Genomic DNA, 22642 nt, shown 5'->3' with positions numbered 1-22642 from the left:
GGGTCAAAATCATGGCGCGATTTCTGCTCAAGCGACTCTTCTCCGCCACGCTGACCCTCTTCGCGGTGAGCGTGTTGACCTTCCTGATGTTCTTCGCCCTGCCGCGTGACCCGGTCAGCAGCATCTGCTCGAAGAACTGCAACCCGGAGCGGCTGGAGCGGGTCCGCGACGACCTGGGCCTGAACGACCCGCTGATCAGCCAGTACGCCGGTTACATGAAGGGCATCGTGACCGGTCGGGACCTGGGCAGCGCCCAGGGCGGCCGGTGCGACGCGCCGTGCCTGGGCTGGTCGTACGTCACCAACGAGGCCGTCTCGGACACCATCGCCCGGGTGCTGCCGGTGACGCTGAGCATCGTGATCCCGGCGGCCATCCTCTGGTTGCTGCTCGGCGTGGGGCTCGGCATGGTGTCCGCGCTGCGTCGGGGCACCTGGCTGGATCGGCTGGCGATCGGATTCTCGCTGACCGGCGCGTCGTTGCAGCTGTACTTCGTGGGCGCGGTGCTGCTGCTGGTGTTCGTCTACAACCTGCGGCTGTTGCCGGTGCCGAGCTACACCTCAATCTTCGACAACCCGGCGAAGTGGGCCAGCGGATTGGTGCTGGCCTGGGTGGCGCTGGCCTTCCTCTTCTCGGCCATCTACGCCAGGTTGTCCCGGGCGCAGATGTTGGAGACGCTGTCGGAGGACTTCGTCCGGACCGCGCGGGCCAAGGGGCTGGCCAAACCCACTGTGTACGGGCGACACGCGCTGCGCGCGGCGATCACCCCGGTGGTGACCATCGCGGGGCTGGACGTGGGCGGGGCGCTGGGCGGGACGGTGATCACCGAGACGACGTTCGGCATCCAGGGGTTGGGGCGTACGGCGGTGGACGCGGTGCGCTCGGGCGATCTGCCCACCATCATGGCCACCGTGCTGATCGCCGCGGTCTTCGTGGTGTTGGCGAACGTACTGGTGGACCTGCTCTACGCGGCCATCGACCCCCGGGTGCGGCTGCGCTGACCTGTCGATGTCCAGCCTGTGACCGGCGGCTGGGCCGGTGGCGAAATTTATCGACAACTGTTACACAACTCGTAGGTTTTCTTCCTTACGATCCTCGGGACGTCGGCGGTTCTCGCCCCGACGAAACCGCACGGCACATGGTGAAGGGGGTACTTCATGAGACCACGCGTGGCGGTTGCCGCAGGCGGCGCGATCGCTCTGGTTGTGGCATTGGGTGCGTGCTCGAAGAACACGGGCGAGGGCACCACTGTCGACACCGAACGGCAGCAGACCGGGGTCATCGCTACCGACCCCAAGGACTCGCAGGGGCCGGCGGCCGAGGTGAGCGGCGCCGCGAAGGGCGGCACCTTCACCATCATCCGGGAGTCGCCGATCTCCCACCTCGACCCGCAGCGGACGTACTCGTTCGCCGGTCTGATGGCCAACCCGCTCTTCGCCCGCTACCTGACCACCTGGAAGGACGACGGCAAGGGCGGCCTAGTCCTGGTGGGCGACCTGGCCGAGACGCCGGGCAAGAACGTCAACAACGACTGCAAGGTCTGGGAATTCACCGTCAAGGACGGGGTGAAGTTCGAGGACGGCCGGCCGATCACCTCCAAGGAGATCGCGTACGGCATCGCTCGCTCCTTCGACCCGGACCTGTCCGGCGGCCCGACCTACATCCAGGAGTGGCTGGCCGACACCGCGCAGTTCGACACCAAGTGGGACTTCAAGAAGAACAAGACGTCGCTGCCGCCCGGCCTGAGCACGCCGGACGCCAAGACGCTGCGCTTCGAGTTCGCCAAGCCCCGCTGTGACCTGCCGTTCGCGGTCTCGCTGCCGACCACCGCGCCGCTGCCGGCCGACAAGGACACCGGGGTCGACCTGGACAAGCAGCCGTTCTCGTCCGGCCCCTACAAGGTTGCCAAGAACCAGGTCGGCGTGCAGATCACCCTGGACCGCAACACCAACTGGGACCCGAAGACCGACCCGGTACGGCACCAGTACCCGGACCAGTTCGTCTGGAGCTTCGGCCCAACCGCGGACGCCGCCAACAACCGGGTGATCGCCGACAACGGCGCCGACCAGAGCGCGCTCGCCTTCAACACAGTGCCCGCCTCGCTGGTCGCCAAGGTGGCCGGGGACGCCACGCTCAAGTCGCGCAGCATCCTCTCGCCGACCCCGAGCGCCAACCAGTTGGTCATCAACAATCAGCGGGTCACCGACCTGAAGGTCCGCCAGGCGTTGAACTACGCCATCGACCGCGAGGGCTTCATCAAGGCAATGGGCGGGCAGACCGTCGCCGCGCCGCTGACCACGCTGATGCCGCCGGCCACTATCGGCTACAAGGCGTACGACGCGTACCCGGCGGGGGCCAACGGCAACGTCGACAAGGCCAAGGAGCTGCTCGGCGGGAAGACGCCGGAGCTTGTCCTCGGCGTCGCCGACAACTCCACCGAGCAGCAGCAGGGCGCGCAGCTCAAGGCCAACCTGGAGCGGGCCGGCTTCAAGATCACGCTGCGGAACATCTCCGACGACGCGAAGCTCGACGAGATCAAGAAGAAGAACAACCCGTGGGACCTGTACATCGGTAACTGGGCGGCGGACTGGCCGAGCGGGGCGTCGATCCTGCCGGTGCTCTACGACGGCCGCACCATCAAGGCCGAGGGCAACAGCAACCAGGCCTACTTCAACGACCCGGCGATCAACACCGAGATGGACCGCATCTCGGCGCTGTCCGCGGCCGAGCAGGGCCCGGAGTGGGCCAAGCTCGACGAGCGGATCATGAAGGAGCACGCGCCGGTGGTGCCGCTCTTCGTCGACGTGGCCTACAACGTGCACGGGTCCAAGGCGGGCGGGATCTTCATCTCCAGTGTCTTCGGCTACCCGTCGTTCGTGAACGCGCACGTCAAGCCGTAAGTCGCACCGCAAGCCAGAAGGGTCCCCTTCCGACAGCGTCGTCGGGAGGGGACCCTGCTGTTTATGGATTGGTATCCGCCCATCGAGCCGTACGACTCCGGGATGCTCAGCGTCGGCCACGGTAATGAGCTCTACTGGGAACTGTGCGGGAACCCCGGAGGCAAACCCGCGATGTTCCTGCACGGCGGTCCCGGCGGTGGCCTGCTCCCGGACAATCGGCGGTACTTCGACCCGTCCGGCTACCGGATCGTGCTGTTCGACCAGCGAAACTGCGGTCGCAGCCGGCCCTTCGCGGGCGACCCGAAGACGTCACTGGAACACAACACCACCCCGCACCTGGTGGCGGACATCGAGCGGTTACGCGAGCACCTGGGAATCGAGCGTTGGCTCGTCTTCGGCGGCAGTTGGGGCAGCACCCTCGGCCTGGCCTACGCGCAGGCCCATCCCGAGCGGGTCACCGAACTCGTGCTCCGTGGCGTGTGGCTGGTTCGCAAATCAGACGAGGCGTGGGCGTTCACCCCGGCGGGCGCAGCACACCTGTTCCCCGCCGAGTGGGCGGCGTTCTGTGCTGCGATCCCCGTGACCGAACAGGACGACCTCGTCGGCGCGTATGGCCGCCGCATCTCCGACCCCGACCCCGCGGTCCACGGCCCGGCGGCCCGCGCCTGGATGGGCTGGGAGCTCTCGGCCAACACCCTGCTGCCGATGACGCTGCCCGGGATCGACGACACCAGCCTGCTGGCGTTCGCCCGCATCACACACCACTACATCAGCAACGGCGGCTTCCTCCCGCCGGAAGGTCTCCTGGCGGGCGTCGACCGCATTCGACACATCCCGACGGTCATCGTGAACGGCCGTTACGACATCAAGACGCCGCCCAGCCAAGCCTGGGACCTGCATCGGGCCTGGCCCGAGGCGAAGTTCCACATCGTGGAGGACGCGGGCCACAGCGGCTCCGAACCTGGCACCCGCAGTCTGCTCATCGAAGCCACCACCCAGTTCCTCAAGGGCCGGCGGTGACCGTCCGTCACCTCCATCCGGGCAGATTCGGTGTGGAGCGGTATACCTCAGAGTCATATTCATACCTCTGAGGTATACCGCTCAACAGCACATCGACATGGGTGCCAGCCGAGGCGCACGCTGGAGGGTGTGCTCCCGGTGGGGCTCATCGCGCACCCCGTCGAGTTCCACCACGTTGTCCATGCGTTCCAGCCTCGGCGATGGCGGCGGCACGGACATACGTGCCGGGTCGCGGATCGGCAATCAGGAGGCCGGCACGGCGGACGCGCGCAGTGCGTCGGCCAACCACTCGTACGGGAACCGTTCGGGCGGGGCGTCGTTCACTGTGGTGACCAACTCCATGTACCTGTCGAACGGCCCCTCCTGCTCCGGCGGCGTGCGGTCCCATTCCGCGCCCTTGCGCATCTGGTCGGCGGCCTGGATCCGGAACTCGGGCGTGTCCGGTATCCCGGGGCTGTCCGGCGTCGCGAAGATGCCGGTCAGCCACCCGATCCACTGGTCGGCGATCTCCCGGCCTCTGGGCGAGTCGGGCGGCACCTGCTCGCGCGCCGCGTCCATCACGGGCTGGCCGATCGTGGCGCCCTCCTCCAGGGCGTCCAGCATCGGCGAGGAGGTCATCAGCGGCCCGGCCCCGGTGGTGCACGCCTCGTGCAAGTCACGGCGTACGGCCTGCCGGACCTCGGTGTCCCGGACCAGTTCGGCCAGCTCGATCCACGCCTCCAACTGGGTTGCGGTGGGATGTTCGGGCAGCTCCGGTCGGGCCGCCCGCCACCACTCGACCATCCGCTCCGGCGGCTCCCAGCCGGCGGAGACCTCGGTCCAGAACTCGTCGATCAGCCGGTCGCGTTCCTCGTCCGACATGCCGACCAGTTTGTGCATCAGCGTGACCTGCTCGGCCGTGGAGTCCTGCCGCAGGATGGCCGACAGCACCGCGCGCCGGCTGCGCAGCCGTGCCTCCTGCCGTTCCAGCACTGCCAGGTGGGTGGCGGCCAGCTCGCGCAGCGTCGCCTCGCCGGCCAGTACCCGCCGGATCTCGTCGAGGCCGGCGTCGAGTTCCCGTAACGTCCGGACCAGTTCCAGTCGGGCGATGGCCGACACGTCGTACAGGCGGTGGCCGGCCGGGGTGCTGGCGGCCGGCGTGACAACACCGGCGTCCGCGTAGTACCGGACGGCACTGACGCTCAGGCCTGTCCGCCGGGCGACATCCCCGATGGCGTACAGCTCTTTTCTGTCCACGACGCCCACTATGCGATCTCGAGCGGCTTGAGATACAAGCCCCTCATCGAGCTTCCGCGGCGGCGGATCAGGGGACGATCACCACGCCGCCGCGCACCCCGCCTCGGGCCAGCCGCTCGTGGGCGGCCGACGCGGCGGCGAAGGGGTACACGTCAGCGACCCGGAGCGGGATGTCGCCGCTGGTGACGAGTTCGACCAGTTCGCCCAGCCGGGTTCCGTCCGGTAGCACCTCCAGCGCGACGGTCCGGATTCCCCGCACCGGCTCCGGGCGAAGCGGGGGTGACGCGGCCACGTAACCGCCGCCGTCCCGAACGAGGTCCAGCAGCGAGGAGCCGATCACCGCCAGGTCGATGACCGCGTCGAACGTTCCCGTCGGATCGTCGTCGCGCGACAGGAACGCCGCGCCCATTGACTCGACGAACGCGCGGTCGTCGGCCCCGGCCAGTCCGGTGGCGTGCAGACCGGCCGCCCGGGCCAGCGCCAGAACGAACCCACCGACCTGCCCAGCGGCGCCGGTGACGAGCACTGTCGAACCCGCCGGGAGCGCGAGCAGGTCGAGTGCCTGGGCGGCGGCGAGGCCATTGGTCGGCAGGGTCGCCGCCTCGGTGGCGGAGACGCCGGCGGGCGCGGAGGTCAGCCAGGCGGCATCGAGGACCACGTACTCCGCGTGGGCGCCGACAGTGGTTTGCAGCCACGGCGAGAAGCCGATGACCTCGTCGCCGATCGCGAACTCCTCGACCGACGGTCCGACCGCGTCGACGCTGCCGGCAACGTCCCAACCGGGCGTGTAGGGCAGACCGGTCGGCAACGGAGCCGGGAACCGACCGGAGCGGACCATCAGATCGACCGGGTGGACAACCGACGCGGCGACCCGTACCCGTACCTGCCCCGGCCCGGGCTCGGGCACCGGCACCTCGGCCACGTGCAGGACCTCCGGCCCTCCGAACTCTGCGTAGCTGACTGCGCGCATCGCCGTCTCCTTCGTGGGATTTCGTGATCACCACGACCGTACGAATCTTCGGCACTATGAGAAAGTAGGTACCTTAAAGTGCCTAGGGCACCAAGGAGGAAAGAATGGCGACGTCGACCGCAGCGCAACGCCGCGAACAGGCAAAACGCGACTACGACGCGTTTCTGGAACAGTGCCCGACGCGTGAGCTGCTGAGCAGGCTCACCGACAAGTGGGTCGCCCTGGTGATCCCGGCGCTGGTCAACGGCCCGCAGCGGCACGGCGAGCTCGCCCAGCGCATCGCGGGCGTCAGTCAGAAGATGCTCACCCAGACCCTGCGCACCCTGGAGCGCGACGGTCTGGTCACCCGCACCGTCACCGCCTCGGTACCGGTCCGCGTGGACTACGAGCTCACCCCGCTCGGCCATGAGCTGTTCCCGGTCATGATCGCGATCAAGAACTGGGCCGAGACGCACATGGACCGCGTCTTCGAAGCCCGGACCCGGTACGACACACGCCCCTGAGTACCGGCGGCGCCGATCACGTCGAGTCCGCCGCAACGAATCCGTTCATGGGCCGTGAGCATGTGCCGGGGATGTTGTCTCGCCCGGTGTTGAGCCCGCCGAGGGCTCGTCGGATTGTCGCTGGCGGCGGCTAGGGTCCGCGTCGTGGACGACACCTCGACGACCCGGCAGACCGCCCACGCCTACGTTGATCTTCTGGAGCGCCGTGACTGGTCCGGGTTGGCCGCCCTGCTCACCGATGATGTGATCTACGAGATGCCGCAGACTCGGGAGCGCATTCGCGGCAAGAACGCGTTCCTGCGGTTCAACACCGAGTACCCCGGCGACTGGCACCTCCGGCCGCTACGGGTGATCGCCGATGGCCGCCTCGCTGCCCTGCTGCTCGACGTCCGCGTCGGTGACGAGCAGCAGGACGCGTGCGTCTGGCTGGAGATGTCCGAGCATGGGCTGATCAGCAAGATCATCGACTACTGGCCCGAGTCGTACGATCCGCCGCAGGGCCGGGGACACCTCGTGGAGCGTTGGTGATCGTGGCCGTTACAGCAAATGGGTACGGAGGAAGTCGAGTTCCAGGGGGAGCAGCCGCTCGGCGGTGCCGTTCGCGGCCAGATGGGTGGCCCCGGTCAGCGGCAGCACGGCGTGCGGCCGGCCGGTGCTCAGCAGGGCCGCGGAGAGCCGGAGCGTGTGCGCGGCCACCACGTTGTCGTCAGCCATGCCGTGCACCAGCAGCAACGGCCGGGCCTGGTCCGGGCTGGTGACCGGCTCGGCGGCCAACTCGACGAGCGAGTGGTGCGCGTAGATGTCCTGGCCGTCTTCCGGCAACCCCAGATAACGCTCGGTGTACGCGGTGTCGTACAGCGCCCAGTCGGTCACCGGGGCGCCGGCGATTCCGCACCGGAACAGCTCCGGGTGGCGAAGCACCGCCAACCCGGCCAGCCACCCGCCGAACGACCACCCGCGCACCCCCACTCGCCCCAGGTCCAGGTCCGGGTGCTTGCCGGCAAGCGCGGTGAGCGCGTCGATCTGGTCGGCCAGGATCACGTCGGCGACCCGCCGGTGGATCGCCTTCTCGAACGACGGCGCCACGCCCGGCGTACCCCGGTTGTCGATGGTGACCACCGCGAACCCGGCGTCGGCCCACCACTGCCGTTCCAGCCACGCGGCCCGCGCCGCCACGACCTCCTGGTGCCCCGGGCCGCCGTAGATGTCCAGCAGCACCGGCAGCCGCCGGCCCGTCACGTGGTTGTCCGGGTAGAGCACCGCCGCCGGCAGCCGCCGATCGGTCACCCGTTCCAGCAGCGGCAACGGAGAGTACGGCGGGGCGGCGGCGAACGAGCGCAGCTCGGCGATCTCCTGATCGCCGCGGCGCACCGTCCAGCGCACCCCGGCGTGGTCCAGCGACGCGACGCCGACGGCCAGCACGTCCCCGCCCACAGCGGCGGTGTACCAGCCCGAGTCGGTGGTGAGCCGACGCGCGTCCACCCCGCCGCCGATGGTGGTGCGGACCCGGAACAGGTGCCGCTCGCTCGGTTCGCCGTCGCTCGCCTCCACCAGCAGGTCGGCCGGGCCGGCGGCGGCCGGCAGCCGACCAACCACCCGTCGTACGTACAGCGACGGCGGGGTGAGCAGGGTGCCGTCCGCGAACAGGCACCGGGCGTCGTACCCGTCGTGGGCCAGCTCCCCACCGACCAGCACCCGGCCGTCCGGAAGGTGCGCGGGGGTGCCGGCGATCGGCTCGACCCAGCGCGGGTCGGCCAGCTCGGCGTGCACCTGCGTCTCACCCGTGCGCGGGTCCACCGCCAGCACCAGCCCGTGCTGCTGCGAGCGGCGCAGCACGGTGATCAACGGACTGCCCTCACCCCAGCTGACACCGGTCAGGTACGGGTAGGTTTCCCGGTCCCAGTGCACGTCGACCCAGCCGTCGTCCAGGTCCAGCAGGTGCAGGCTGACCTCCGCGTTCGGGCCACCGGCCCGGGGATACGCGATGGCGGTCGGAGGGCTCGCCGGCTCGGCCGGGTCGTGCAGGTGCCACCGCTCCAGGCGGGACTCGTCGACCCGGGCGGCGAGCACCGAGCGGCCGTCGGGCGCCCACCAGTACCCCCGGAACCGGCCGAACTCCTCCGCTGCGATGTGCTCGGCCAACCCCCAGCTCACCCCGGCGTCCTCGCCGGCCAGCAGGGTGTCGGTGCCGTCGGGGTCGATCACCCGCAGCTCACCCCGGCGCACACCCTCGGCCGCGTCCGTCACGTACGACAACCGCTGCCCGGTCGGGTCCGGACGTGGGTCAAGCACCGGGCCGACGGCCGCCACCTCCACCACGTCGCCGTGCACCAGATCGGCCCGGAACAACCGCCCGGCCAGCGCGAACACCGCAACCCGGCCGGCCGCGTCCAACGCGTACGAGCCGATGCCGGCGGCGCTGAGCCGCAGCCGCTCGCGTAGCGCGCGTTCGCCGGGGGAGAGGGACCGGACGTTTCCGCCCTCGCCCAGCAGGGACGCCGGATCGGCGACCAGCCGCTCCTCGCCGGTGCCCACGTCCAACAGCCAGAGCGCGTCCGCCGGATCCTCGGGGCCGGCGGAGCGCAGGAAGATCACCCGGGAGCCGTCCTCAGCCACCGAGACAGCGCGTGGCGCGCCGTGGCTGAACCGTCGGGTGCGGGCGGCCAGCTCCGGAAAGTCCACACGCCAAATCGTAGAGCGGGAGCGGGGGTGATGTGGCCTACCTGGGCGGACGCGTCAGCGTCGGCCGGGGAAGAACCGCCAGTTAGAGTGACCGTCGTGACGATGCTGCCCGACCGCCGCCTGCTGCTGGTCCACGCGCACCCCGACGACGAGTCGATCGGCACCGGCTCGACGATGGCCCACTACGCCGCAGACGGCGCGCACGTCACGCTGGTGACCTGCACGCTCGGCGAGGAGGGCGAGATCCATGTGCCCGCGCTGGCGCAGCTCGCCGCCGCCGAGGCCGACCAGCTCGGCGGGTACCGCGTGGCCGAACTGGCCGCCGCGTGCGCCGCGCTCGGCGTCAGCGACCACCGCTTCCTCGGCGGCGCCGGCCGCTACCGTGACTCCGGGATGATGGGGCTCGCGACCAACGAGCACCCCCGGGCCTTCTGGCAGGCCGACCTCGACGAGGCCGCCGGGCACCTCGTGGAGATCATGCGAGAGGTACGCCCGCAGGTGCTCGTCACGTACGACCCGAACGGCTTCTACGGTCACCCCGACCACATCCAGGCGCACCGGGTGGCCATGCGCGCCGTCGAGTTGGCCGCCGCCGAGGGCTGCGCCCCGCTCAAGGTCTACTGGACGGCCATGCCGCTCAGCGTCCTGGAGGCCGGCATGACGCATTTCGCCGAGTCCTCCGACAACCCGTTCGGCGGCATCGAGAACATCGCCGACCTGCCCTTCGGCACCCCGGACGCCCAGATCGCCGCCCGGATCGACGGCACCGACCAGCACACGGCCAAGGAGGCCGCGATGCGGGCGCACGCCACCCAGATCCCGGCCAACTCGTGGCTCTACTCGATCGCCGGCAACTTCGGTGGCGAGTTCATGGGCGTGGAGTTCTTCACCCTCGCGGTCGGTGAGAAGGGCCCGGGCACCGGGCCGTACGGGTGGGAGGACGACCTCTTCGCCGGTCTGCCCGCGGAGACCGCCCCGGACCGGTCACCGGTCGCGGCGGCGGGTCTCCGGTGACAGTGCCGGCCGCACCGATGACGGTCGTGGAGGAGCAGGAAGCCCCGCCCCCGGCGGGGCCACCGTCGCGGCTGCTGGACCTGGGCGTCCGGCTGGTCGGTGCGATCGTGGTGATCCTCGCCGGTGTGCTGACCGGCGTACTGGAGCTGCTGCTCGCCACGGTTCGCGTCGGCGGGCAACTGGTCGGCGTGTCGGTGCTCCTCGCCATCGGCGCCAACATCGTGCTGAGCTGGTTCGCGTACGAGGCGGTCGGCCGTCGCTGGGCGGTGGCGCTGCCGGCGGTGCCGTGGTTCGCGCTGATGGTGGTCGCCGCCATCCGGACCAACGAGGGCGACCTCCTGCTGGCCGGCGACAACTGGGTCGGGCTGGCCATGATCGTCGCCGGCGCGATGACCTTCGCGGTGATGGGCTTCCGGCAGATCCTCGCCCCGCAGCCGCCCCTGCTCGGCAACTGACGCTCGGCTGCTTTTGGGGTGCTGCCGACTGATGACGTCTCCCAGGTAAGGGTGGTAGATATTCCTGCCAGGGATGCGAACCCCGCGACGGGGCGTACGGCAGGAGGGTCCGGCGATGGACAAGCGGTGGCGTGACCTCGGGGTGCTCGTAGCAGCGCTGTTCGCGGTCAACGTGGTCGCCCGACTGATCACACGGTTCGGATTTGACAGTGACGACACCGCCGCCGACCGGGTGTCGCTGGCGATGTTCACGGTGATCGGCCTGATCCTCGCCGTGGTCGCCTTCCGCTGGGGCCGACGCCGGCCGCTGGCCGGCTGGGCAGCCGACATGGCCCTCGTGGTGCCGGTGGCGATGCTGCTGACCGTGCTGGTCGGGCCCCTGCTGGTCGGTCACAACCCGTTCGCCGGCGGCGCGGCGACGTTCTTCGCCCAGATCTGGCTCTACCTGCTCGCCACCGGCGCCGGGTTGCTGATCGGCTACCTGGTGCTCACCGCGCTCGGCCGTGACTACCGCTCTCAGCAGCTCAAGCGGTACGCCGAGGTCAAGGCCGCGAAGCCCCGCCGAGTCGTCCGCCGCTGATCACCGCCCAGCTCGCCGGCCGGACGTCGCGGCCGGACGCCGCGGCCGCCCGTCCGGGGCGGCCCCTCCGGGGCCGCCCGCCCGCGGCCGCTTGTGTGGCCGCCCGAACGCAGCTTGATCGACTCGGCATCCTTGAAGTCGGGGGGTCCCGGGCGTCCGGATGCCGCGACTTCCTGAAAGCCGAGTGGATCAAGCGCCGGGCTGCCGCCGCGCCGGGCTGCCGCCGCGCCCGACGGCGGTCGAGGTCAGTTCGGAGCGACCCGGGTCAGGTAGGTGTGGTGGGTGACGAGGCCGAGCCGCTGGTAGAGCGCGACCGCCGCCGTGTTGCGCTGCTCGACTTGGAGGAACGCGTGCGTCGCGCCACCCGACACGCCCCAGCTGGTCAGTTCGTGGATCACGCGGCGGGCCAACCCCTGGCGGCGGGCCGCCGGTAGGACCTCGATCAGGCTGAGGCCCAACCAGCGCCTCTGGCCGGTCACCGTGCCACGGCCGACAGCCACCAGGGCGCCGTCGGCGTACACGTGGGCGAAGCGGACCTGGTCCACGGCGGTGAGGACGTGCCGGGCGGCGTCCGGCAGGCCGCCCTTGCGGCCGGCGGCGATGCCCAGCCACTCGTCGCTGGGCGCGGTGGCCAGCTCGACGACCGCAGCGCCCCACCCGTCGGCCTGGCCGCTGGCGGGCGTCGACGCCGGCAGGGGCAGCGGTGCGGTCTGTACCAGCGTCGGGGGGCGGGTGCCCCAGCCGCGGGCGTCCAGCTCGGCGCCGACCGGTGCGGCGAGGGGCAGCGGCGTGTTGATCAACGCGGGTTGCCCCCGCTCGGCGTACCAGCGCTCCACCGCGTCGACCGCGGCGGCCAGTGGTCGGTCCGGGTCGCCGATCGGCAGCGCCGAGTTGGCGCGCCCGGTCCAGCCCTCGGCCGACCGGAGCAGCCAGTCACCGAGTCGGCCCCGGGTCGGTGCCGGCCAGGCCTCGTCGGCGGCCCGCTCCAGCGCCACGACCGCCGCGGCGGTCGGCCGACGGGTCGGCGGAACGCGCTTGGCGCGGTGGACCTGCGCCACCGGGACCCGAAGCGGCCCCTGAGCGGTGGCCAACGTGAGATGAGTCTCGCTCAGCTCGACCAGCTCGCCGAGGGCATCGGAAAATAGTGGGCGGCCTTCGCGAATCCCCACAATCCGGCGGACCACGATCCGGTGTCCCACATCCTGCTGTCGGAGCACGATCGACCCCCTCCCCGGCGAGATACTAGGCTCTTACCGTCGCGGGAGATCGCGGCGAGTCTTGCGGAGGAGAAGACCGGTGACCTACATCATCGCCGAGCCGTGCGTAGATGTGCTCGACAAGGCATGCATCGAGGAGTGCCCGGTCGACTGCATTTACGAGGGCAATCGGATGCTCTACATCCACCCCGACGAGTGCGTCGACTGTGGTGCCTGTGAGCCCGTCTGCCCCGTGGAGGCGATCTTCTACGAGGACGACGTCCCGGAGCAGTGGAAGGACTACACCGGCGCGAACTACGAGTTCTTCGAGGACCTGGGCTCGCCCGGTGGCGCCTCGAAGGTCGGCAAGGTGGAGAAGGACGCCACCTTCGTCGCCGCGCAGCCGCCGCGCGGCGAGGGCCACTGAACCGGCCCGCGCCGGTCTCGTCGCGGCTGCCCGAGTTCACCTGGGACACCCTGGACGCCGCGGCCACGCTGGCCGCGGCGCATCCGGAGGGCCTGATCAACCTCTCCATGGGTACGCCGGTCGACCCGGTGCCCGAGGTGATCCGGCGGGCGTTGGCTGACGCGTCCGATGCTCCCGGTTACCCGCTGACCGCCGGCACCCCGGCGCTGCGGGCCGCGATCGCGGCGTGGGTGTCCCGAGCCTGTGGTGCCGGCGTCGACGGTCTCGGTGTGCTGCCGACCATCGGCTCGAAGGAGCTGGTGGCCTGGCTGCCCACACTGCTCGGGATCGGCCCGGGTGACGTGGTGGTGGTGCCGTCGGTCGCGTACCCCACCTACGAGGATGGGGCCCGGCTGGCCGGCGCCACCGTCGTCCGTACCGACTCGCTCACCTCGCTCGGGCCGACCCCGCGGGTCCGGTTGGTCTGGGTCAACTCGCCCGGCAACCCGACCGGCCGGGTGTTGCCCGCGGCGCACCTGCGCAAGGTGGTCGACTGGGCCCGCGAACGTGGCGCGGTGGTCGCGAGCGACGAGTGCTACCTGCCCCTGGGCTGGTCGGCCGACCCGGTCTCGGTGTTGTCTCCGCAGGTCAGCGGGGGTAGCTACGCCGGGGTGCTGGCCGTGCACTCGCTCTCCAAGCGGTCCAACCTCGCCGGCTACCGGGCCGGTTTCGTCGCCGGCGACCCGGCGCTCGTCGCCGAGCTGCTCAAGGTCCGCAAGCACGCCGGCATGATCGTGCCCGCGCCGGTGCAGGCGGCCATGGTGGCCGCCCTGGGGGACGAGCGACACGCCGAGGAGCAGCGGGAGCGTTACCGCGCCCGGCGGGAGGTGCTCGCCGCGGCGTTCACCGGTGCCGGGTTCACCGTCGAGCACTCCGAGGCTGGCCTGTACCTCTGGCTGACCAGGGGTGAGGACTGCTGGCAGACGGTCGACTGGCTGGCCCGACGCGGCATCCTGGTCGCCGCCGGCGTCTTCTACGGCCCGACGGCCGGGCAGCATGTCCGGGTCGCCCTCACCGAGTCCGACGAGCACATCGCCGGCGTCGCGGCACGTCTCGCCTGATCGCGGCTCCGGGCGGTCGAGCATGGTGGACAGGCCAGGTGCGCGGGTACGGGCGGCGGTGGTCGGCACCGGCCTGATCGGTGGCTCGGTGCTGCTCAGGATGGTCGCCGCCGGCATCGACGTGGTCGGGTGGGACCCGGACGAGGCCACCCGGCGAGAGACCCGCCGGTTGGGCGTACCCGCGCCGGACCGGCTGGTCGAGGCGGTGACCGACCGGGACGTGGTCTTCCTGTGCGGGCCGCTGCCCACCCTGCCGGCGACGCTGGTCGAGGTGGCGGCGATGACCGGTGAGCAGTGTGTGCTGACAGACGTCGGCAGCACCAAGGAGCAGGTGGCGGCGTTCGCTGCGGCGCAGGGGCTGACGCACCGGTTCGTGCCCGGCCACCCGATGGCGGGCACCGACCGGGCCGGCTTGACGGCCGCCCTGCCGGACCTGCTCACCGGCGCGGCCTGGGTGCTCTGTCCGGCGCCCGGGCCGGCCACCACCGCGTTCCGTTGGCTGGCCGAGCTGCTGGTGGAGGTGTTCGAGGCCCGGGTGGTGCCGATGTCGGCCACGGAGCACGACTCGGCTGCCGCGCTCGCCTCACACGTGCCGCACCTGCTCGCCGGCGCGCTGGCCGGCGCCGTGCAACGCGCACCGCTGCGCGACGCGATCCTCGCGCTCGCCGCCGGCAGCTTCTCCGACGGCACCCGGGTCGCCGGAACCCCGGCCGATCGGACCGCCAACATGCTGCTCGGCAACCGGGACCGGGTGCTGCGTGAGCTGGGCGAGGTCACCGCGTTCCTGGACGACCTGACCGCCGCGCTGCGCGCCGATGACGCCCCGGCGCTCACCGCACGCTACGACGAGGCGCGGGCCTCTCGCGTGGCGCTGCGCGACCGGCGGTTCGACGCGTACGACCGGCAGTTCCCGGCCGGTGGTGACCACGCCGCAGAAGTGTCCTGGTTGCGCGAGCTGGGGGTGGCCGGCGGCTACCTGACCGGCCTGCACGTCGACGCGGACACTGTCTCCTACGCGGCGCGGCGCCCCGTCGCTGACTAGGCTGAGGGCATGGCGGTGGACGGTCCGGTGGTGCAGGTGCGCGGCGAGGCGTACCGGGAGGTGCCGCCCGAGCTGGCCCGGTTCGCGGTCACCGCGACAGCCCGCGATCGGGACCGGGAGGCGACGCTGACCCGGTTGGCCGAGCGGGCCGCGGCGGTGCGGGTGCTGCTGGACGGCTCCGGGCCGGCGGTGGCGCGGCGGGAGACCGGCGACCTGCGGGTGCGGCCGGAGACCCGGCGCTCGGGTGAGCGGGTGGTCGCCTGGCACGGCAGTGTCACCACCACCGTCACTGTCACCGACTTCACCGCGCTGGGTGAGCTGATGCTCCGGCTCGCCGACCAGGACCAGGTCGAGGTGGCCGGCCCGTGGTGGGAGCTTCGTCCGGACAGCCCCGCCCATCGTGCGGCCCGGCACGCCGCGATCAGCGACGCGCTGCTGCGGGCCCGGGAGTACGCGGAGGCGCTGGGCGCCCGGGTCACCTCGTTGATCGAGCTGGCCGATGCGGGCCCCGCCGACCGGCCGATGTTCGCCCGTGCGGCCTTCGGCGGGGGTGGTGGCGCGGGCGGTGGTCCGCCGGAGCTTGAGCTGGACCCGCAGCCGCAGACTGTGCAGGCGGCGGTGCAGGCGCGGTTCACCATCAGCGACCCGGTCCTGGGCTGATGCCGCAGGCCCGGGTGCTGTCCGCCGACGAGTTGGTGGCGCGGGCGTTGGTGCTCGCCGAGGCCGGCCCGCGGCAACTGCTCGGCATCGCCGGCGCACCGGGCGCCGGGAAGTCCACCCTGGCGGAGCGGATCGTCGCCGAGATCGGGCCGGCCGCCTGCCTGGTCCCGATGGACGGCTTCCACCTGGCGCAGTCGCAACTGGTTCGCCTGGGCCGCGCCGACCGCAAGGGCGCCGTGGACACCTTCGACGCCAACGGGTACGTCTCGCTGCTGCGCCGGCTGCACCGGCTGGAGCCGACGTCGGTCTACGCGCCGGAGTTTCGCCGGGAGCTGGAGGAGCCGGTGGCCGGCGCGATCGAGGTGCCGCCGTCGGTCCGGCTGGTGGTGACCGAGGGCAACTACCTGCTGTTGCCGGATTTCCCCTGGCAGGAGATCCGATCGCTGCTGCACGAGGCGTGGTTTCTCGATCTGGACGCCGAGGTGCGGCACCGCCGGCTGACCGCCCGGCACGAGGCGTTCGGTCGGTCTCCGGAGCAGGCCCGGGCGTGGGCGCTGGGCAGCGACGAGTCGAACGCCGCACTGATCACCCCCACCGCCGACCGGGCCGACCTGGTCGTCCGCCTGTCGGATCCACCGACGGTCTAGCCGAGTTCGCGGACCGGCCGGGCCGGGTTGCCGACTGCCACCACGTTGGCGGGCAGGTCCCGGGTGACCACCGCGCCCGCACCGACGACGGTGTCCGCGCCGATCGTCACGCCGGCCAGCACGATCGCGCCACCACCGAGCCACACGTTGTCGCCAATGGTGATCGGCTTGGCCGCCTCCCACTTGTCCCGGCGCGGGCCGGGCTCGACCGGGTGCGTCGGGGTGAGTAGCTGCACGTTCGGGCCGACCTGGACGTCCGCGCCGAGGGTGATCCGAGCGACGTCGAGGAAGACCGCGTTGTAGTTGACGAAGCTGCGTGGGCCGATCCGGATCTGCCAGCCGTAGTCGCAGTAGAACGGTGGTCGGATCCAGGTGTCCTCGCCCAGTTCGCCGAGGAGTTCACGCAGTGCCGCGATCCGGGCCTGCGGATCGGCCGCAGGACTGGTGTTGAATCGCTCCATCAGCCGGGCGGCCCGGTCCAGATCGGCGATGATGTCGGGATCGTCGGCGATGTATGGCTCGCCGGCGAGCATCTTGTCCTTCATGGAGGTCACCGCCCGATCATGCCGGCCCGGTTTGTCGGCTCGTGGCCGGTCCGTCATTTTTTGGCCTTCATTTTGCATACTCGGTATGCAATTCTGGGTTGTCAATGTGACTCCATCCATCAAGACGCTTGACCAGGAGGATCCGTTGCACCAGGGAAGAAGATTGGTCGCCCTCGGCCTCGTGTTCGCGCTGGCGCTCTCCGCGCCGGCTCCCGCCTCAGCCACAGCCGCCGTGCCCGCCCCACCGGGCAGCACCGGCCCACAGTCCACTTCGGGTGGACCCACCGCCAACCGCTCGACCACTGTCACGCTGATCACCGGTGACCGGGTCACCGTCACCGCGTCCGGCGCCTCGGTCCGGCCGGGTGCCGGCCGCGAGGACGTGCAGTTCCTGGTCCAGCGTGAGCGCGGCCGCCTCACCGTGACGCCGACGGACGCGGTGCCGTTGCTGCGCTCCGGCCGGGTGGACCGGCGACTCTTCGACGTCACCGGGCTGGTCGAGGCAGGTTACGACGACGCCCACCGCAACACCCTGCCGCTGCTGGCGTCGTACGGCTCAACGGGCAACGCCCGGCGTGCCCCGGCCGCTCTGCCCGGCACTCGGCTGACCCGCGACCTGCCGGTGATTCGCGGTGCCGCCCTGAACAGCGACAAGTCCTCCCTCGGCGCGGTCTGGGAGAAGGTCACCACCGGTCCCGCTGGGGCCAGGCTCGACGCGGCGGGGGGCGTCGAGCGGATCTGGCTGGACGGCCGTCGAAGGGTGACCCTCGACCACAGCGTGCCGCAGATCGGCGCGCCCACCGCCTGGGCGGCCGGGTTCACCGGTACGGGCGTGTCCGTCGCGGTGCTGGACACCGGCGTCGACGCCACCCACCCGGACCTGGCCGGCAAGGTGGCCGAGGCGCGCAACTTCACCGAGGTCGCCGACGCTCGGGACACGGTCGGCCACGGCACCCACGTGGCCTCGACCATCGCGGGCACCGGCGCGGCCTCCGGCGGCAAGTACCGGGGTGTGGCGCCGGACGCGACGCTGCTGGACGGCAAGGTCTGTGAGGACGCCGGCTGCACCGACTCGGCGATCCTCGCCGGCATGCAGTGGGCCGCTGTGGAGAAGAAGGCCGCCGTGGTCAACATGAGCCTCAGTGGCTGGGACACCCCGGAGGTCGACCCGGTCGAGGAGGCCGTGCAGACCCTGACCGCGCAGACCGGCACGCTGTTCGTCCTCGCCGCCGGCAACGACGGCTCGGACGGCTCGGTCGGCTCCCCGGCCAGCGCCGACGCCGGGCTCGCCGTGGGCGCTGTCGACCGCGACGACGAACTGGCCGACTTCTCCAGCCGGGGCCCCCGCGTCGGCGACGACGCGCTGAAGCCGGACATCACCGCGCCCGGCGTCGACATCGTCGCCGCACGGTCCGCCACCGGCGTCATCGGCGACCCGGTAGGGGACCGCTACGTCACGCTCTCCGGCACCTCGATGGCCACCCCGCACGTGGCCGGGTCGGCCGCGCTGCTGGCCCAGCAGCACCCCGGATGGCGGGCCGACCGGCTCAAGGCCACCCTGATGGCCGCCGCCAAGCCGCACCCGGACCAGACCGCCTACCAGCAGGGCGCCGGGCGGGTCGACGTCGCACACGCGATCACCCAGCAGCTCACTTCCGACCCGGTCAGCGTCTCGTTCGGGCGTACGCTCTGGCCGCACAGTGACGACGCCCCGATCACCCGTACGGTGACCTGGCGCAACGACGGTCCGGCCCCGGTCACGGTGGACCTCAGCATCGAGGGCGCCGGCCCCGGCGGTCGGGCGCTGCCGGCCGGCCTGTTCGTCCTGGGCGTCAGCCAACTCACCGTGCCGGCGGGCGGCACGGCCGCCACGACAGTCACCACTGACACCCGGCTCGGCGACGCCGACGGTTACTGGACCGGGCGGATCGTGGCCCGATCCGGGGCGGCGGTCGCTGTCACGCCGCTGGCCGTGAACCGGGAGGTGGAGAGCTACACGCTCACAGTGGAGCACCTCAACCGCGCCGGCGCGCGCACCGCGGACCACTGGACGCTCCTGGTCGGGATGGACACCTACGGCTCCTGGGACCTCGTCAGTTCCGACGGGGTGGCCACCGTGCGGGTGCCCAAGGGGCACTACGGCCTGAGTGGCCTCGTCTTCGAGCCTGGCCCGGAGGATGAGCAGCCCGGGATGTCCCTGTTGATGCAGCCCGAGTTGACCGTCGAGCGGGACACCCGGATCGTCGTGGACGCCCGCCGGGCCAAGCCGGTGCGGTCGACAGTTCCGGACCGGACAGCCGTCCCGCAACTGATCGACCTCAGCGGCAACTTCACCGCCGACGACGGAAGTGGGTACGGAATCGGGCTCTGGGCGGAGACGTTCACCGGCCTGAGCAGCGGTCAGATCGGCAAGCCGGTCTCCGCCGACAAGTTCGTCGCCACCGTCAGCAGCCAGTGGACCACGCCGGAAGCGGCCAACAGCCCGTACCTGTACGCGTTGGCCGAGGCGATCCCCGGCCGGATGCCCACCGGGTTCGTGCGCGACTACGCCCGACGGGACCTGGCCACCGTCGTGCACCGGTTCCGCGGTGGCTACCCGGGCATGACGGCCGAGCGGATCGTGTTCCCCGAGCTGGAGTACAACGTGGGCGGTTCCGCCATGGTCCTGCCCACCGTCGTGCCCGGCCAGCGGGTGGAGTACTACAACACCAAGGGCGTGAAGTGGGAATCCGATATCTACTTCGGAACGGTGGACGAGGACGGCTGGTTGAGCCCGAAGGCGGCGCTCTTCTCCGTCCCCACCGCGTACCGGGCCGGGCGGACGGTCCAGGAGCTCTGGAACCAGGCTCCGTACGCACCGTCCTTCCCGAAACCGCGCTGGCCGGAACAGAGCGTCAGCCGTGTCGGCGACACCATAGTGGTCGGCGTGCCGATGTTCAGCGACGCAGCCGGGCACCCGGGCGCCTCGCTGACCGACAGCGAGCACACCAAACTCTGGCGCAACGGCAAGCTGGTCGGCGAGAGCGAGTACGCCGGCTCCGGAGAGTTCACAGTGCCACCGGGCGCGGCGGACTACCGGCTCGTCACGTCGGCGAAGCGCAGCTTCACCGACCTGAGCACCGAGGTCGAATCCACCTGGACCTTCCGATCGAGGCACGTCGCCGGTGAGACGCCGGCCCGGCTGCCCCTGTCGGCGGTGCGCTTCGCACCGCCGCTGCGGGTCGACAACAGCGCTCCGGCCGGTCAGGGCTTTGTTGTGCCGGTACGGGTGCAGCGGCAGCCCGGCGCACCGGCGACCCGGGTGGAGAAGCTCGCTGTCGACGTCTCGTACGACGGCGGGAAGACCTGGGGCAAGGCGAAGCTGGTCCGCACCTCGGCTGACGGCTGGGCGGCCCTGTTGCGGCATCCGGCCGGCACCGGCTACGTGTCGCTGCGGGCCACCGCCCGGGACACCGCCGGCAACACGGTGACCCAACGGATCATCCAGGCGTACCGGTTGCGCTGAGGCGTACCCCGTCCGGGTCCGCGGCCGAGCGCCGCGGACCCGGCGGGTCCGTCAGTCGTTGGCGTGCAGGGCGGCGTTCAGCTCGATGCCCCGGCCGGTGCGCGGCCGGGCCTCCAGCCCGCCGGTGACCGAGTTGCGCCAGAACAGCAGGCCGTCGACGCCGGACAGCTCCCGGGCCTTGACCACCCGGCCATCGGGGAGCGTGATCTTCGACGCGGCGGTGATGTAGCAACCGGCCTCGACCACGCAGTCGTCGCCGAGCGAGATCCCGACGCCGGCGTTCGCGCCGACCAGACTCCGCTCACCGATGCTGATCTTGTCGGTGCCGCCGCCGGAAAGGGTGCCCATGATGGAGGCCCCGCCGCCGATGTCGGAGCCGTCGCCGACCAGCACGCCCTGCACGATCCGCCCCTCGACCATCGAGGTGCCAACGGTGCCGGCGTTGAAGTTCACGAAGCCCTCGTGCATCACAGTGGTGCCGGCGGCCAGGTGGGCGCCGAGGCGGACCCGGTCGGCGTCGGCGATCCGTACACCCGAGGGCACCACGTAGTCGGTCATCCGGGGGAACTTGTCGACCCCGTACACCGACAGGTGCCGGCCGGCGGCCCGCTCGATCACCCGCAGCTCATCCACCCGCTCCGGGGGGCACGGCCCGGCGGACGTCCAGGCCACGTTGGCCAGCTTGCCGAAGATGCCGTCCAGGTTGAGCTGGTTGGGTCGGACCAGGCGGTGCGAGAGCAGGTGCAACCGGAGGTACGCGTCGGACGCGTCCTTGATCGGGTCGTCCAGCGAGCCGATCACTGTGACCACCTGCACGGTACGCAGACCGGGCAGGGCCCGGTCACCGAGCGCGGCGGGTGGCAGGTCGAGCACGTCCGCCTTGTCCTCGCCGGCGACCAGCGGCAGCTCGCCCAGGCCCAGCTTGCCGGTCGGGTACCAGGTATCGAGCACCTGCTCGTCTGCGGTGACCGTAGCCAGGCCGATGCCCCAGGCGGAATCTGCGGACGTCACTGTTACACCTCTCGGTCACGGCCGGGCTGACCTCGGCTCGCTCCTCGCGCTGACAGACCTGAAGGTACCGTGCGAACCATGGAGAACCCGCTGACCCCCGAGGTCCTCGCCGATCCGGTGCAGCTGACCCGCGCTCTGGTCGACATAGAGTCCGTGTCCCTCAACGAGAAGGCGATCGCCGACTGTGTCGAAGAGGTGCTGCGGGGCGTACCGCACCTGACCACCCACCGGCACGGCAACACGGTGATGGCACGCACCGACCTCGGTCGGTCACAGCGTGTCGTGCTGGCCGGGCACCTCGACACGGTGCCGTTGAACAACAACTTTCCGTCAACCATGCGCGGCGACCTGATGTACGGCTGCGGCACCTCCGACATGAAGTCCGGCACCGCGTACGCCCTGCACCTGGCGGTGACGCTGCCCGAGCCGCGCTACGACGTGACGTACTTCTTCTACGAGGCCGAGGAGATCGAGTCCCGGTACAACGGGCTCAACCTCGTCGCCCAGGCGTTCCCGGAGTGGTTGCAGGCGGACTTCGCGGTGCTGCTGGAGCCGACGTACGGCATCGTCGAGGCGGGCTGCCAGGGCACGATGCGCTCGGTGGTCACCACGACCGGCGTACGTGCCCACTCGGCGCGGTCCTGGCACGGGGTCAACGCCATCCACGCCGCCGGCGAGGTGCTGCGACGCCTCCAGACGTACGAGGCGCGCCGGGTCACCATTGACGGGTGCGACTACCGCGAGGGCATGAATGCAGTGCGGATCAACGGCGGGGTGGCCGGCAACGTGGTCCCCGACCTCTGTGAGGTCGAGGTCAACTACCGGTTCGCCCCGGACCGCACCCCGGCCGAGGCGGAGGCGCACCTGCGTGAGGTGTTCGCCGGCTTCGAGGTGACAGTCACCGACACGGCTGCCGGTGCCGCGCCCGGGCTCGACGCGGCCCCCGCGAAAGAGTTCCTGGCGGCGGTCGGCGCCGCGCCGATCGGCAAGCTGGGCTGGACGGACGTGGCCCGGTTCGCGGCGATGGGCATTCCCGCGCTGAACTTCGGCCCGGGCGACCCGAACCTCGCTCACCACCCCGACGAGCACGTCGAGATCAGCAAGATCCGCGACGGCGCGGCAACCCTGCACCGCTGGCTGGCCCCGGCCTGA

The 22642-nt window shown here is 71.2% G+C and carries 21 protein-coding genes; 15 read left to right on the top strand and 6 right to left on the bottom strand.

The window, feature by feature from the left end:
- Positions 1-11 precede the first annotated feature (11 nt).
- The 3 genes from MED15_RS30990 to pip all read left to right on the top strand — a co-directional run bounded on the left by MED15_RS30990 (position 12) and on the right by pip (position 3917).
- Positions 12-998 carry an ABC transporter permease gene (locus MED15_RS30990; RefSeq protein ID WP_112604983.1) on the top strand — a complete coding sequence of 329 codons (987 nt, stop codon included), beginning with the start codon at positions 12-14 and terminating at the stop codon, positions 996-998.
- Positions 999-1154: 156 nt separating this feature from the next.
- Complete coding sequence (locus MED15_RS30985) at positions 1155-2897, top strand: ABC transporter substrate-binding protein (protein ID WP_112698529.1); 1743 nt, start codon at positions 1155-1157, stop codon at positions 2895-2897.
- A 63-nt stretch (positions 2898-2960) separates the two neighbouring features.
- Positions 2961-3917, top strand: a complete 957-nt coding sequence (gene pip, locus MED15_RS30980) for a prolyl aminopeptidase (protein ID WP_112725327.1) — start codon at positions 2961-2963, stop codon at positions 3915-3917.
- 243 nt (positions 3918-4160) lie between these two features.
- Here pip and MED15_RS30975 read toward each other — a convergent pair whose 3' ends face one another.
- Complete coding sequence (locus tag MED15_RS30975; protein WP_112583799.1) at positions 4161-5153, bottom strand: MerR family transcriptional regulator; 993 nt, start codon at positions 5151-5153, stop codon at positions 4161-4163.
- 67 nt (positions 5154-5220) lie between these two features.
- A complete protein-coding gene (locus MED15_RS30970) occupies positions 5221-6123 on the bottom strand; it encodes an NADP-dependent oxidoreductase (protein ID WP_112737626.1) in 903 nt (300 codons plus the stop codon).
- Between the two features lie 104 nt (positions 6124-6227).
- Between MED15_RS30970 and MED15_RS30965 the strand changes: the two genes are divergently transcribed.
- Together MED15_RS30965 and MED15_RS30960 are read left to right on the top strand one after the other, a co-directional pair.
- Positions 6228-6626 carry a winged helix-turn-helix transcriptional regulator gene (locus MED15_RS30965; RefSeq protein ID WP_112604971.1) on the top strand — a complete coding sequence of 133 codons (399 nt, stop codon included), beginning with the start codon at positions 6228-6230 and terminating at the stop codon, positions 6624-6626.
- 144 nt (positions 6627-6770) lie between these two features.
- Positions 6771-7154 (top strand): nuclear transport factor 2 family protein, encoded by a 384-nt coding sequence (locus MED15_RS30960; protein WP_225855342.1) that lies wholly within the window; start codon positions 6771-6773, stop codon positions 7152-7154.
- 9 nt (positions 7155-7163) lie between these two features.
- Here the strand turns inward: MED15_RS30960 and MED15_RS30955 are convergent, their stop codons facing one another.
- Positions 7164-9308, bottom strand: a complete 2145-nt coding sequence (locus MED15_RS30955) for a S9 family peptidase (RefSeq protein ID WP_112737622.1) — start codon at positions 9306-9308, stop codon at positions 7164-7166.
- Between the two features lie 87 nt (positions 9309-9395).
- Here MED15_RS30955 and mshB point away from each other — a divergent pair, with 87 nt between their 5' ends.
- From mshB to MED15_RS30940, 3 genes are all read left to right on the top strand, one after another.
- Entirely contained in the window at positions 9396-10322 is a 927-nt protein-coding gene (gene mshB / locus MED15_RS30950) for an N-acetyl-1-D-myo-inositol-2-amino-2-deoxy-alpha-D-glucopyranoside deacetylase (protein WP_112737620.1), read from the top strand.
- 17 nt (positions 10323-10339) lie between these two features.
- Positions 10340-10777 carry a hypothetical protein gene (locus tag MED15_RS30945; RefSeq protein ID WP_112698565.1) on the top strand — a complete coding sequence of 146 codons (438 nt, stop codon included), beginning with the start codon at positions 10340-10342 and terminating at the stop codon, positions 10775-10777.
- Between the two features lie 115 nt (positions 10778-10892).
- Positions 10893-11357, top strand: coding sequence for a hypothetical protein (locus tag MED15_RS30940; RefSeq protein ID WP_112583719.1), 465 nt, complete (start codon positions 10893-10895; stop codon positions 11355-11357).
- A 245-nt stretch (positions 11358-11602) separates the two neighbouring features.
- On the opposite strand, the gene MED15_RS30935 is transcribed toward MED15_RS30940, so the two are convergent.
- Positions 11603-12574, bottom strand: a complete 972-nt coding sequence (locus MED15_RS30935; RefSeq protein WP_112737618.1) for a GNAT family N-acetyltransferase — start codon at positions 12572-12574, stop codon at positions 11603-11605.
- Between the two features lie 79 nt (positions 12575-12653).
- On the opposite strand from MED15_RS30935, the gene fdxA reads away from it, so the two are divergent.
- The 5 genes from fdxA to MED15_RS30910 are packed head-to-tail and all read left to right on the top strand — an operon-like array spanning position 12654 to position 16429.
- Entirely contained in the window at positions 12654-12980 is a 327-nt protein-coding gene (gene fdxA, locus MED15_RS30930; RefSeq protein ID WP_030490464.1) for a ferredoxin, read from the top strand.
- Positions 12977-14080, top strand: coding sequence for a succinyldiaminopimelate transaminase (gene dapC, locus MED15_RS30925; protein WP_279636265.1), 1104 nt, complete (start codon positions 12977-12979; stop codon positions 14078-14080). Before fdxA ends, dapC begins: the two co-directional genes overlap by 4 nt.
- A 22-nt stretch (positions 14081-14102) precedes the next feature.
- Positions 14103-15122, top strand: coding sequence for a prephenate dehydrogenase (locus MED15_RS30920; protein WP_112737614.1), 1020 nt, complete (start codon positions 14103-14105; stop codon positions 15120-15122).
- A 9-nt stretch (positions 15123-15131) separates the two neighbouring features.
- Positions 15132-15782, top strand: coding sequence for an SIMPL domain-containing protein (locus MED15_RS30915; RefSeq protein WP_112698537.1), 651 nt, complete (start codon positions 15132-15134; stop codon positions 15780-15782).
- On the top strand, positions 15782-16429 hold the full coding sequence (locus tag MED15_RS30910) for a nucleoside/nucleotide kinase family protein (protein ID WP_112737612.1): 648 nt from the start codon (positions 15782-15784) through the stop codon (positions 16427-16429). Before MED15_RS30915 ends, MED15_RS30910 begins: the two co-directional genes overlap by 1 nt.
- Here the strand turns inward: MED15_RS30910 and MED15_RS30905 are convergent.
- Positions 16426-16983 carry a sugar O-acetyltransferase gene (locus MED15_RS30905; RefSeq protein ID WP_112583797.1) on the bottom strand — a complete coding sequence of 186 codons (558 nt, stop codon included), beginning with the start codon at positions 16981-16983 and terminating at the stop codon, positions 16426-16428. The genes MED15_RS30910 and MED15_RS30905 overlap by 4 nt on opposite strands.
- 76 nt (positions 16984-17059) lie before the next feature.
- Between MED15_RS30905 and MED15_RS30900 the strand changes: the two genes are divergently transcribed.
- Positions 17060-20479 (top strand): S8 family serine peptidase, encoded by a 3420-nt coding sequence (locus tag MED15_RS30900; protein ID WP_112737610.1) that lies wholly within the window; start codon positions 17060-17062, stop codon positions 20477-20479.
- Positions 20480-20530: 51 nt separating this feature from the next.
- On the opposite strand, the gene dapD is transcribed toward MED15_RS30900, so the two are convergent.
- Positions 20531-21490 (bottom strand): 2,3,4,5-tetrahydropyridine-2,6-dicarboxylate N-succinyltransferase, encoded by a 960-nt coding sequence (gene dapD, locus MED15_RS30895; protein WP_112604946.1) that lies wholly within the window; start codon positions 21488-21490, stop codon positions 20531-20533.
- 78 nt (positions 21491-21568) lie between these two features.
- Between dapD and dapE the strand changes: the two genes are divergently transcribed.
- Positions 21569-22642: a succinyl-diaminopimelate desuccinylase gene (gene dapE, locus MED15_RS30890; protein ID WP_091406181.1), complete on the top strand. Its 1074-nt coding sequence runs from the start codon at positions 21569-21571 to the stop codon at positions 22640-22642.

This window comes from Micromonospora noduli, from assembly GCF_003264475.1.
GTDB lineage: Bacteria > Actinomycetota > Actinomycetes > Mycobacteriales > Micromonosporaceae > Micromonospora > Micromonospora noduli.
Note: the sequence above shows the minus strand (reverse complement) of the source record. Positions and strands in the feature narration are given on the sequence as shown.